Here is a 12,736-nt window from a genome sequence, read left to right on the forward strand (position 1 = left end):
CGTGCGATTTAAAAAAGAGTGTAATTAATTATAAAATATATTTAAAATAAAGAAGTCAATATTACTGATAATAAAGATTATATAATTATGTTTTATTAATTTGATTTATTAAAAAATATTGATATTTATTTTTGAGATAAAAAAGTACGATACGAATAAATATAATGAATGTATTGTTTAGATTGTTTAGATAGAAGAAATGATAAGAAAATATAAATATAAAAAATAATTAATAAACTTTTGACATAATATAGATTTTTTAGTATATTATAACAGCTATAAAATTACGGAGTTAATATATAAATAATGAAAAAGAAAGAGAATGAAGAGGCTGTAAGACTTGTAAAGGTTATACTAGAATCTGGTTTTGCAAGCAGAAGAAACTGCGAAAAAGCTATAATGTCAGGCAGAGTTAGAGTTAATAATCAGGTTATATTAGACCCTGCCTACAGAGTAAAAGAAGAAGACAGTGTTTCTATTGATAAGAATTTAATAAACAGACAAACTAAAAGATACATGGCATTATATAAGCCTATAGGAGTAGTAAGCACTACAAAATATTTGCCAGGCAGAAGAATAATAACAGAGTTTTTTAAGGGTATTAAAGAGCGTTTATTCTATGCAGGAAGGCTTGACTCTGAATCAAGAGGAATAATGATAATAACTAATGACGGAGAGTTTGCTAATATTATTACGCATCCGTCCTATGAAATATTAAAAGTTTATGATGTTACAGTTAATGGAAAAATAGATTCTGAGAAGTTATTGGAAGCAAGCAAAGGTATTACTATAAAAAATGTAACTTATTCTCCTTTTAAATTTAAAATACTCTCTAAAGGAAGAATACAAAGTAAAATACGTCTTACTATAAATGAAGGAAAAAACAGAGAGATTAGAAAAATCTTTGATTATCTTGGATACAAGGTTATTGATTTGGAGAGAATATCTGTAGGATGCGTGAGTAAATATAATGAAATATCAGGTACATTAGAGGCAGGACATATTAGAGATCTTACAGAAGAAGAAATAGAATTTTTCTTCAAACAGAAAGATAAGAAATTAAAGGATATAGAGAATATATTTGCTGATGCTTATAAATATGACGATAGTATTACAGAAGAAGAAATTAGTATAGAAAATGAAATATCAGAAGATAAGCCAGTAAAAAAACATGATAAATCGAAATGGGCTAAAGCTAAACCTAAAAAGAAAAGATTAACCACAAAATTAAAAACATATAAAGGCAAATCTTCAGCAGAAAAAACATTTGATAAAATAGCAAAAAAGAATAAAGCTCAATCAAACAAGAAAAATATAAAAAAGACTAATAAAAAAAGATAATATTATTAACTGCTTATAATCTTTGCCTTAATCTCTTTTGGTACTGCTTCTATTTTATTATTGTTTATTATTATTTCTTCCAGCTTTTTTAGTTTTTGTATTTCTTTGTCTATACTTTTTATTTTATTATATGATATATCCATAAACTCAAGATTGTACAGACAAAATATCTCTTTAGATAAATAAGTAATATTGCATCCGCTTATATAAAGTTCTTTTAATTTAATGAGTTTGTATATATGCTTATCTATTTTTTTTAAATAATTTTCTGATATATTTAAATATTCAAGATTAATTAAATTATAAAATTCAATAGGAAGAGTTTTTATCCTGTTAGCAGAAATATCAATATTTTTTAAATTTTTAAGATTTTCTATTTCTTTAGGTATTTTTTCAATATTATTCAAAGACAAATACATGCTTTCTATATTAGTAAGCTTAAAAAATTCTTTTGGAATACTTTCTATATCCAAATTACTTAAATTAATTTCTTTTGCATTTATAATATCTTCTTTAGTCATATCAGCTATGTTATAAGCATCATTTTTAATTGCCCAATCAATTATTCTTTTAAAATCTATATCATTAAAACTCATAATAAAACACCTTTAATATAAATATATTAAGTTATAATTATGACAAAAAATGACGTATAAATACATAATTTTAAAAATATTTTCTTTTATTATATATAATCAGAATATAGAAATTCTTTGAAATATTCAGGATAATCTATTTCAAATTTCATTATTTCCTGTGTAATAGGATGTTTAAACTCTATTTCTTTAGCTATAAGCATTAATCCCTTATATTTATTATAGCTTTTTGAATATATTTTATCACCAGCAACAGGAAAGCCTTTATATGAGGAATGCACTCTTATTTGATGGGTTCTTCCAGTTTTTAAATTTATTTCTATTAGAGTATGATTTTTAAATCTTTTTAGAACATTTATATATGTTAAAGCATCTTTTCCATCTTCTCTAACAGTCATTTTTTTTCTATAAACAGGATGCCTTCCTATAGGCAAATTTATTTCAAGAAAATTATCTTTTAACACTGATATTACAGCAGCATGATATATCTTTTTTATTGTCCGCTCTTTAAATTGCTCCTGCATTTTTGCAACTATGTCAGCATTTTTCCCTACAATCATAATCCCCGAAGTATCTTTATCGAGTCTATGTATAATTCCAGCTCTGCTTTTGTTTCCAATAAAATCAAAATCTTTTACATGATAAAGAAGCCCATTAACTAAAGTACCATTCATTTCTGATGATGAACAATGTACGCTCATATTAGCAGGCTTATTTATTACAAGCAAATATTTATCTTCATAGATTATATCTAAATCAATGTTTTCTGGCATTGGAGATTCTATATCTGTTTCTTCATCATCTATATCATTTAAATTAATTATAATTTTATCATTATGTTTTAATGAGTATGATAATTTTTTTTCTGAATCATTCACCATTATAGAAGAGAGATAATTTTTTACTTGGCTTCTTGTAATATTTATTTTTTCACTTATAAATATATCTAATCTCTTTCCAGCATCTTCTTCTGTAATGATAAATGATTGTTTATTAATTTCATCGTTCATATTTTAATTATTATTTTCTGAAACAGTTTTTTTCTTTTTGTCAAAATCTTCTTTGAATATAAATACGCCTATTGCTATTATACATATACCTATTGTTATAGATGCATCGGCTATATTATAATTATAAGGAAATCTGATAGTTTCATTGAATCCCATACTTATGAAATCTGTTACATATCCTCTCATAATTCTATCAACCAAATTTCCCATAGCTCCTCCAAGAACCATAGTAAATCCTATCATAGACAGCTTTTGATTTTTTACATTTATAGATATCATAATAAAGAAAACTATGATCATTGCAGCAAATACTATAACTTTTAATAATTCAGGTATTATATGCCTTATGGCTTCAGGTACATTATTAAGAATTCCAAATGACACGCCGTAATTTCTTGTATATATAAATATCAATACATCTCCTATAACTCTTTTAATCACAGTTTCCTGCAAATATTTATCTATAAAATATTTTGAAACAGTATCAGCTATAAATATTAATAAAGCTGCTATAAAATATATTTTTTTCTTTTTTACTTCTTCTATTATTATGTTCATTTTTACCATATTTAATTATTCTCTATTTTTAAGTTTTTATTTAATTTAAAATCATAATTTATATTAATAAAAATTACAAGCATAATTTATAAAATTGTTGCTTTTAATATTTAATTGTTATATAATAAAAAAAATAAAAATCTAAAAGTAAATGGTAACTATTATGAAAAAAATCAATTTATGTTTATTAGGTGCTTCAGGCGCCGTTGGTCAAGAGATGCTTAAGGTATTAGAAGAAAAAAATTTTCCTATTGAAAAATTAAAATTATTGGGAAACAGTTCAGCAGGTCAAAAAGTTTCTTTCAAGGGAGAGAGTTATACTATTGAAAAAGTTTCTAAAGATTCTTTTAAAGACATGGATATTACATTGGTTGCTGTTGGAGCAGATGAAAGTAAAAAATATTCTCCATTAGCAGCTGCAGCAGGAAGTATAGTTATAGATAACAGCAGTGCTTTTAGAATGGATAAAGATGTTCCTCTAGTTGTTCCTGAAGTAAACCCTGAAGATATTGCTAATAGAAAAAAAGGAATTATAGCTAATCCAAACTGTTCTACAATAATAGCTTTGGTTGTATTAGCACCATTGCATAAATATGGTAAAATCACACGTGTTATAGCTTCTACATATCAGGCAGTATCAGGTGCTGGTAAGGCTGGTATGGATGAATTGAAAGAACAAATTAAAGAGCTTAGTCAAGGTAAAAAACCTACTATAAAAACATTCCCATATCAAATAGCATACAATTTGATACCGCGTATAGATTCTTTCGATGAAAAAAATTGGTATACTAAAGAAGAATTAAAAATGACTAATGAAACAAGAAAAATGCTTCATGATCCTAAAATAGCTATAAGCTGTACTTGCGTAAGAGTTCCTGTTGAAAGAAGTCATAGCGAATCTATAACAGTAGAAACACAAAAGAAAATATCTGCTAAAAAAGCAAGGGAATTATTAGAAAAAGCTGCAGGAGTTAAAGTAGTTGATAATCCTCTTAAAGAAAAATATCCTATGCCTCTTGATACTTCAGATCAGGATTTAGTATTTGTAGGAAGACTTAGAGATGATATAAGTGCTAAAAACTCTTTAACATTCTGGTGTGCAGGAGATCAAATTAGAAAAGGTGCTGCTACAAATGCTGTTCAGATAGCAGAGCTAGTATTAAAGGAATTAGAAAATAAAGATTCAAAAGCAGTAAAAGATACTAAAAAAACAACTGCTGCTAAAAAAACAACAAGAAAACCTTGTGCTAAAAAATCTACAAAAAAATAATTATTAATTTTTTATATAATATCAAAAGGAGTCTTTAAGACTCCTTTTTTGTATAACTTGTGATATGGTTTAATTTTTAATAAATGAAGGATTTTATTATGACAGTTCAAGAAGAATATTTTGCCAATTTATCAAAAATATTAAAAGAAAAATTCAATAGTAAGGGCTTTGCATTTGATAGTTTTCCTAATAAAGAAGAAGCTAAAAAGTTTATTATATCTCTTATAAAAAAAGATGATGTGATAACTTTCGGCGGAAGCACATCCGTTAATCAGATGGGAATACTTGAGGAATTAAAAAGCTATAAAAATTTTATTGACAGAAACAATAAAGATATAAAAGCAGAAGCTGAATTAAAGTCTTTCAGCAGTGATGTTTATTTATGTTCTGCCAATGCTTTAACAAAAAATGGTGATGTTATAGCTATAGACGGAACTGGTAATAGGGTAGCTGCTATGATTTACGGACCTAAAAAAGTATTTTTGGTTGTAGGAAGAAATAAGGTTTGCAATAGTGAAAAAGATGCTTTGAAAAGAGCCAAAAATATTGCTGCTGCTGAAAATTCTATAAGATTTAAGGCTGATAATCCATGCTGCGTAAATGATATGATTTGTAATAATAATTGTGATATAGATAAAAGATTATGTTCTTATACAATTATAATTAATAAATGCCATATAAAAGAAAGAATACATATTATATTTATAGATGAGGAATTAGGATTCTAAAAATTAAATATTGCTGCAAAAGTATTTGTAAACTTTTTGCAGCAATTTAATTTTTTATTCTAATATGCTGTTTTTATATTTTTCAAATAAAGTTCCAGTAAAATCTGTGCTTTCTAAAGCTTCTTTTAATCCTGTTAAATCAATATTATATTCCTCTCCGTAATTATTAGGTCTTATTGACATATTTGTACTTTTTACTAATTTTTTGAAGAAATCTATTGTTTCTTTTTCCTGAACTAATCCGAATGCTGGAGAAATAGTATATAGAATATCAAAACTATCTTTTGCTGATCTCATTATAGGCTCTACAGAATAATACTGAGAATCATCAAATTTATATTGTACTATAGGATCATTTTCATCTATAGTTTCTTTATACCATGTCAAAGTTATATTAAGCTGATTATTTCTTGAAGCTATATAAAGCTCAAGCATTTTATCAATATCAAAAGACATTGTAACTGTCTTTGTGGTAGTATTATCATAAGTTATACTTCTTACTTTCCATTTATTGTAATATGTAGTTACTGCTGCAGGAAATAATTGTATACTAAATATAAATAATGTTATTAATATAAATGATAATTTTTTCATTCTTTATAAACCTCATAATTATATACTATATTGTATAATTTTCGTTTATTTTTGTCAAAGTATTAATATAATAATTTTTTTATATCATTATGCCAATTTAGAATGTATTTTCTAAAATCCGAATATTCCATTCTTGACTTCTCCATTTCATCTATATGCCATGGTGAAATCATATTTCCTAATTCTTTTATTTCTTCAATATTATTTATGCTTCCTTTTTTAACATTATCAATGAAATTCTCTATTTTTTTTATAAGTTCATTTTTATTAACATTTTCTTTTATGTAATTTTCTATTTTTATATTATTTTTATCATATACTTTATAATCAAAATTGTATATTTTAACATTATTTATTTTTGCGGACTCTTTTGTTAAGGTAAATATTTCTACTGTATTAATAATTTCCTGTACTAATGATTCAAAATGGTTTTTGTAGCTCATTAAAGAAGAAGATGTGCTTCTAAAAACATTATCATAACATTCCTGCTTCTGATTATCATTAAGACGTTTGTATTTAAGAGTTTCAAAAGTTTTTAATTTATTGCTGTTAATTAAATCTAGTGCTATGGCATTAGAATATAATGAATGGCTTTTATCATCTATATGACAAAAGTCGCACCCTGCAAGAAGTATGTATTTAGGATTAAGCATATAAGCTATTCTTAATGCAGGCATTATAACACTTCCTTCCATACAGAAGTAAATATTATTATTATCATCACTGTCATCTATATTATATAAAATTTTTTCTAAACTCTCATCATGCGAGAAATAGAATATTCTTTCATCTTCAATATCAGTTAAAGGAAAAGGGTAGGCACTATGCGTTGTAAATATTTTTATATCTCTATTTTGCTTTTTAATTAGATTCATTATATGTATTGATGAATAAAATCCTCCATCTGTTGAAACTACAGCATCAGGTTTTATATTATTATTAATCAGTGTATTGAAAGCATGGGACAGCACAATAGTAAAATGATTTTTTGATAATTCTTTTATCTCTTCTATATGATTATCTATAGAGGCACCTGCTGAAATCAATAATAGAGGCACTTCTTTTTTTAATATATTATGATATGTTTTTATAGAATACCCAGAATTGAAATGCATGTTATATAATATATTTCTTGACCATATAGGAGCAAAATAATAATTTGATGTCAGCGACATTAATTTTTCTTTTATGCTGTTTGCTAAATATATATTAATTCTGTCATAATAATCTGAAGTTTCTTTATCTATAGTTGAAGCTCTTACATGTCTTATATATACTATTTTTTTTGTGTCTGTATCATTCATGTAAAAGTTAAAAAATGCCAGTGTAGTTTCTATATCTTCGTTTAGGATAATAATTACATTGCATAAATATTTTGATTCTATATTTTCTAAAATGAGTTTTACAATTTCGATATCTTTTTCTATTATTATAGCTTTATTATTTTTATTAAGGGATAAGAAATATTCTATATGATAAAAAGAAGCAATGGATAAAAATATTCCTATATGCGTATTATTGTCTTTTATAAATTGTTCTATTAATTTTTTAGCTTCTTCAATTGGAGCATAAGTTGATGTTAATGGCTTGTTATTGAATAATATGCTTATTAAATTATTCTTTGTTAATTTAATTTTATATTTTTCATTATTACTTTTATAATCTTTTAACTTATTTACAGCTCTAAAATTATATTTATTTTTTTGAAGCTCTTTTAAATTATTATTAAATATATTATTATTCATCTTAGGCTCTGGCTATATCAGAATATGCCATACTTTTCTATAAGTTCATATATGGAATCTTCATCATCTTTTAATTTATTATATATAATTAATTCAGGTCTGTATTCAAAATGTATGGTATCATAATTATGCCATTTTCCGCCCCATATAAAACCATATTTCTCAAATACTTTTACAACCTCTTTAGGAGGATGCCATCTTTTATCATAAGGTACAGCATACCAAGCCTTATTATTAACTCTTGTCCAAACCCAGTATATTTGTTTTCCATAATTCTTTTTAGGCAAAGTATCAAATGCCACACCATAGCTATGATAGCTTCTGCTTGAACTTTTTGATATTATTTTCCAAACGTATCCGCTTACGATTTTTAAAGAATCTAAAAACTCATCAACTTCTTTATTTGTTTGTGCGATAAGTTTTACTTCCATACTTACATTTGAAAGCGGTTCATAAACATAATCATGCACCCTTACTTTATATCCCAAAATACTTACTGTATTTATATGTTTAATCATGCTTCTTTCTGTTGTTCCGTCATATAATGTATCTAAAAATTTATTGTTTATATATTTTCTATTATTAACTCTTTTTTTATAATAATCTTCAAGTTCCTTTGTTCTTTCAGGAGTTTCTTCTTGGAGTTCGGGCATACCATTTACTGGATATGGATAAAAACCAAATGGTATATACCTATCCTGATTTGTCATATCCTCATCTGTAAGTAATTTTCCATTAGCCCAATTAAACCATATTCCGTCTAAATAGAATCCTAATTCTCTATTTTTTATCATAGGCGGAGATATTCTATTTGAATAAGCCAAATGCAGAGATATAGTTTCTATGGCACCTGGTCTTATTATCATATCTCGTCTTATTCTCTTTTTTTCTTCTTCTATTTTTTTCTGCTCTATATCGAGTGCTATATTAGGAAGTATGCTTACGGTATTATTCATATATATAACACCTACAGCTGTTATTGAAGATACTACTATACTTATTAATATTATAATTATAAGTTTGTACTTGAATCCTGAACTTGCTTTTAAAATAAAACTTATAAGTGCCATTATAACTAGTATAACTGCTATTAATAATACATATTGTAAAATTTCCATAAATTATATTTAAAGTCTCTCTAATTTTTGTTAAATCAAGTTAACATAATAATAACATATATTATAATTTAATTCAATTAAATTATTAATTATCGTTAAAAAATATTAATACTTAAATAGTAATATTTATTAATATTAATGATAGTAACGGGATATATAAAAGATTGGGCGATGACGGGCTCGAACCGCCGACCTAGTGCTTGTAAGGCACCCGCTCTCCCAGCTGAGCTAATCGCCCTTTCATTGAAATGTGTAAATATATTAACATGCTATAATAAAAATGTCAAGTATTTAATTAAATAAAAATGGCATGCTATTTTTATTTATAATCAATTAGCATAAGCAGGTTCTGTATTATTATTTTCTTCTTCCATAGCTTTTTTCTTCATTTTTCTATATATATAGATATACATAACAGTTGCTAATGCTACACTGACAATATCAGCTATAGGCTGCGACCATATTATTCCATTAATTCCAAAGAGTTTTGTTCCTATCAATATAGTTGGAACAAATGCTATGCCCTGTCTGCTTAATGAAAGCACCAAAGAAGGTATAGATTTTCCTAATGCTTGGAATGTAGACATAAATACAAATTGAAATCCTATAATAGGAGCTATTGCATAACTTGCTATTAAAAATTTAAATCCGTAATCTATAACCTCTTCATTATTAATAAATACACTTACAGACCATCTTCCGAATATTAATGATAATCCTAAAAGTAAAAATCCTATTATGACACTTATAACACAAGATAATTTTATAGCAGAGTTCATTCTTTTATAGTTTTTAGCGGCAAAGTTATACCCTACAAAAGGCTGAAGACCCTGAGAAAGCCCTATGAATACAAGTATAACAAGAGTGAATATCCTTTGTGCCACACCAAGACCTGCTACAACATTGTCGCTGTATGCAGCTGCAAAATTATTAATAAGAACATTTGAAGCACTCATAAGTATATTGTTTATAGAAACAGGTATTCCTATAGAAAATACATTGATAAGTATATCTTGATGCAAAGAAAAATCTTTAACATGTATTGATAGAAAAGATTTCTTTCTTACAATATGATAAATATAATAAAAAGTAGAGCATGCATTACCTATTATTGTAGCAAGAGCGGCACCAGCAACTCCCATATTCATATAAAGTATCATAATAGGGTCTAATACTATATTAACTACAGTACCTATCATCATACCTATCATAGCCTCTTTTGAAGAGCCTTCAGCACGTACAATCTGTCCCATAGCCATTTGATTTACTACAAAAGGAGCACCAAATGCTACTATCATAAGATAATCTTTAGAAAATTGATAAGTATTAGGGCTTGCCCCTGATATTTTTAATATATCTTTCATAAATATTATATATATCGCCATAGATACAAAACCAACTATTATGCTTGCATAAAATGAAAAAGAAGATATTTTTTTTACGCTGTCATAATCTTTTATTCCTAATTTTCTTGATATATAAGAACCTCCACCTATACCAAAAATATTACCGAAAGCCATAAGAAGCAGATATATAGGCATACAAAGTGATACTGCAGCTACCTGATTGGGGTCTCCAGTTTGTCCTACAAAAAAAGTATCTACCATATTATAAAAAACATTTACTAACATTCCTAGTATAGTTGGAAGTGCTAGCGTAATTAGAGCTTTTGACACGGGATAGTTTTCAAACAATTCTATTTTTTGATCTGTCATATTGTTAGTACCTCCTAATTTTTTGATTATCAAAATATATAGTATACTATATATTGAAATTTATCAAGCAAGATATAAGAAGAAATTTTTAATTTTTTTGCTTAAATATATTAGATTTTTTTTGTATTAGTAATCATATCATACATTTATAATAAATCAGTCATAATAAGCATACACTCCTCTTTCTCTTGAAGCATCATAATCTTCTTTTAATTTCATAGAATATTTTTCTTTAGAGTTTATAAACTTTAAACATGATTTTAAAGCTTCTTTTGTAAGAGGAGGAACATCTTTTCTATTTAATGCTTCCTCAATATCAAGCCAAATAACCTCGCTGTTTTCTTCATCATTAACTTTAGCCTCGCCAGAAATATATTCGGCTCTAAATGCTAAATACCAATCATCAGCAGTAAAACGCATTGACACTATTTCTAATGCTTTAACTTTCACATTAGTTTCTTCTAATACCTCGCGTTCTGCAGCTTCAGCAGGAAGCTCTCCCTCATTGATAAATCCTCCCGGTATTATGAGAAGTCCGTTTCCTCTTCCGTAATTATGACGTCCGAGCAATACCTTGCCGTCTTTTATAACAACACATCCGACACCTTTGCCAAATATCATTCTTTCATTAGTAGAAAATGCCATTTGTCTGTATCCTCTTTTTTATTGAATTTTATTTCTAATATATATTCATCTTTTTTGCTGCATGCCGCTTCATTTGATATTCTGTTTAATCCGTAAGGCTCTAAATATAAAGCCAGTATATTATTATCATCTTCAGAAGTTATTACTGGTATTTTTTCTTTTCTATAAGAAAGTTTCAAATCTATAAAAATCTTCCTTAAACTTTTTTTACGATTATGAGGATAAGCAAATAAAATATCTCCGTATCTTCTTTTTCTTATTATTATAGGGTATTTTCTTTTTATATAAAAATTATCTTTATAATTAATATTTTTGTTTAAAATAGTTTTTATTTCAACTTCTTTATCTAAAAAATTATATATTCCATCTTTTTCTATTTTTATATAGTCATTATCTATATTTTGATCAGATAACTTTTCTATACTTTTTATATTAATAAAATCATAATCTTTTATCAAATAAAAATTATCAAGTCTTAATTTTATATTGTTATTTTTTGATTTTATTATATTTATTATTTCAGAAACTCTTTTTTCAGTTATTTCTATATTATTTTTTGCCAGCAGTTTAATAATTATCCTGCTTGTAAAAATATCATTCATGTCTTTTATTTTTTCTATATTAAGAGTTTTATTATTATTTGAAATATTTTTTTTATATAAAAGATTAGTTTTTTTTCTTAATATTGTACTTTCATCATAGCTTCTTTTTGCAAACCTTATAATATTTGTTTTTGCTTTAGTATTGATTTCTTCAAGCATTGGTATTATTAAATTTCTTATTTTATTTCTAGCGTAATAGTTTTTTTTATTTGAATAATCTTCTCTATGTTCAAGGTTATTATTTTTAGCATATACTTCAATGTTTTTTCTATAAAAATTTAAAATAGGTCTTAAAATATACCCATTTTTTTCTCTAAGGCTTTTATAAACATTAGTTCCAGCCCCTTTAATCATTCTGTAAATTATAGTTTCAGCTAAATCATCCCTATTATGTGCTATAAGCAAATAATCATATATTTTTTTATTATATAATTCTTTAAAAAAATTATATCTGTCATTTCTAGCTTCAAGCTGTACATTTTTTCCATCATAGCTGTTTGGTTTTATTTCCTTTACATATATTTCTATATTGTATTTTTTAGCCATACTGCGTGCAAATAATTCATCATTTATTGAATCTTCGCCCCTTAGATTATAATTAACATGTATGATAATTAAGTTAAATGATAATTTTTCTTTTAATCTGTATGCTAAATTAAGCATAACCTGAGAGTCTATTCCTCCAGAATAGGCAACAGCCAAAGTTTTGCCTTCTATATTATCTATATTTCTTATCAAAAATTTTTCAGTTTCTTTTAACATTTACATTACCATAATTAATAATATTATAATATAAAGTATATAATATTATTTT

At 25.8% G+C, this 12,736-nt stretch carries 12 protein-coding genes and 1 tRNA gene; 3 read left to right on the forward strand and 10 right to left on the reverse strand.

All coding sequences use genetic code 11. The features are described 5' to 3' along the window. Positions 1-306 precede the first annotated feature (306 nt). Positions 307-1,341 (forward strand): pseudouridine synthase, encoded by a 1,035-nt coding sequence (locus Q0J69_RS03005; protein ID WP_297204209.1) that lies wholly within the window; start codon positions 307-309, stop codon positions 1,339-1,341. A gap of 5 nt (positions 1,342-1,346) precedes the next feature. On the opposite strand, the gene Q0J69_RS03010 is transcribed toward Q0J69_RS03005, so the two are convergent. The 3 genes from Q0J69_RS03010 to lspA form a co-directional block, all read right to left on the reverse strand. Then, on the reverse strand, positions 1,347-1,937 hold the full coding sequence (locus Q0J69_RS03010; RefSeq protein ID WP_297204210.1) for a leucine-rich repeat domain-containing protein: 591 nt from the start codon (positions 1,935-1,937) through the stop codon (positions 1,347-1,349). Positions 1,938-2,026: 89 nt separating this feature from the next. Next, the gene (locus Q0J69_RS03015; RefSeq protein WP_297204211.1) at positions 2,027-2,947 is read right to left on the reverse strand and encodes an RluA family pseudouridine synthase; all 921 of its coding nucleotides are present in this window, start codon (positions 2,945-2,947) and stop codon (positions 2,027-2,029) included. A 3-nt stretch (positions 2,948-2,950) separates the two neighbouring features. After that, the gene (gene lspA, locus Q0J69_RS03020) at positions 2,951-3,514 is read right to left on the reverse strand and encodes a signal peptidase II (protein WP_297204212.1); all 564 of its coding nucleotides are present in this window, start codon (positions 3,512-3,514) and stop codon (positions 2,951-2,953) included. Between the two features lie 154 nt (positions 3,515-3,668). On the opposite strand from lspA, the gene Q0J69_RS03025 reads away from it, so the two are divergent. Together Q0J69_RS03025 and Q0J69_RS03030 are read left to right on the forward strand one after the other, a co-directional pair. Further along, complete coding sequence (locus Q0J69_RS03025) at positions 3,669-4,775, forward strand: aspartate-semialdehyde dehydrogenase (RefSeq protein WP_297204213.1); 1,107 nt, start codon at positions 3,669-3,671, stop codon at positions 4,773-4,775. 98 nt (positions 4,776-4,873) lie between these two features. Next, on the forward strand, positions 4,874-5,503 hold the full coding sequence (locus tag Q0J69_RS03030; RefSeq protein WP_297204214.1) for a lactate utilization protein: 630 nt from the start codon (positions 4,874-4,876) through the stop codon (positions 5,501-5,503). Positions 5,504-5,557: 54 nt separating this feature from the next. On the opposite strand, the gene Q0J69_RS03035 is transcribed toward Q0J69_RS03030, so the two are convergent. From Q0J69_RS03035 to tilS, 7 genes are all read right to left on the reverse strand, one after another. Further along, a complete protein-coding gene (locus Q0J69_RS03035) occupies positions 5,558-6,097 on the reverse strand; it encodes a hypothetical protein (RefSeq protein WP_297204215.1) in 540 nt (179 codons plus the stop codon). 62 nt (positions 6,098-6,159) lie between these two features. After that, positions 6,160-7,842, reverse strand: coding sequence for a 6-hydroxymethylpterin diphosphokinase MptE-like protein (locus Q0J69_RS03040; protein ID WP_297204216.1), 1,683 nt, complete (start codon positions 7,840-7,842; stop codon positions 6,160-6,162). Between the two features lie 17 nt (positions 7,843-7,859). Next, on the reverse strand, positions 7,860-8,960 hold the full coding sequence (locus Q0J69_RS03045; RefSeq protein ID WP_297204217.1) for a M15 family metallopeptidase: 1,101 nt from the start codon (positions 8,958-8,960) through the stop codon (positions 7,860-7,862). Positions 8,961-9,125: 165 nt separating this feature from the next. Continuing rightward, positions 9,126-9,198 (reverse strand) — tRNA-Val (locus Q0J69_RS03050). A 91-nt stretch (positions 9,199-9,289) separates the two neighbouring features. Continuing rightward, entirely contained in the window at positions 9,290-10,675 is a 1,386-nt protein-coding gene (locus Q0J69_RS03055; RefSeq protein ID WP_297204220.1) for an MATE family efflux transporter, read from the reverse strand. Positions 10,676-10,831: 156 nt separating this feature from the next. Continuing rightward, complete coding sequence (locus Q0J69_RS03060; RefSeq protein WP_297204222.1) at positions 10,832-11,320, reverse strand: NUDIX hydrolase; 489 nt, start codon at positions 11,318-11,320, stop codon at positions 10,832-10,834. Beyond that, positions 11,293-12,684 carry a tRNA lysidine(34) synthetase TilS gene (gene tilS / locus Q0J69_RS03065; protein ID WP_297204224.1) on the reverse strand — a complete coding sequence of 464 codons (1,392 nt, stop codon included), beginning with the start codon at positions 12,682-12,684 and terminating at the stop codon, positions 11,293-11,295. The genes Q0J69_RS03060 and tilS overlap by 28 nt, the downstream gene beginning before the upstream one ends. Between the last annotated feature and the right edge of the window lie 52 nt (positions 12,685-12,736).

Source organism: uncultured Brachyspira sp. (genome assembly GCF_944388875.1).
Lineage (GTDB): Bacteria > Spirochaetota > Brachyspiria > Brachyspirales > Brachyspiraceae > Brachyspira.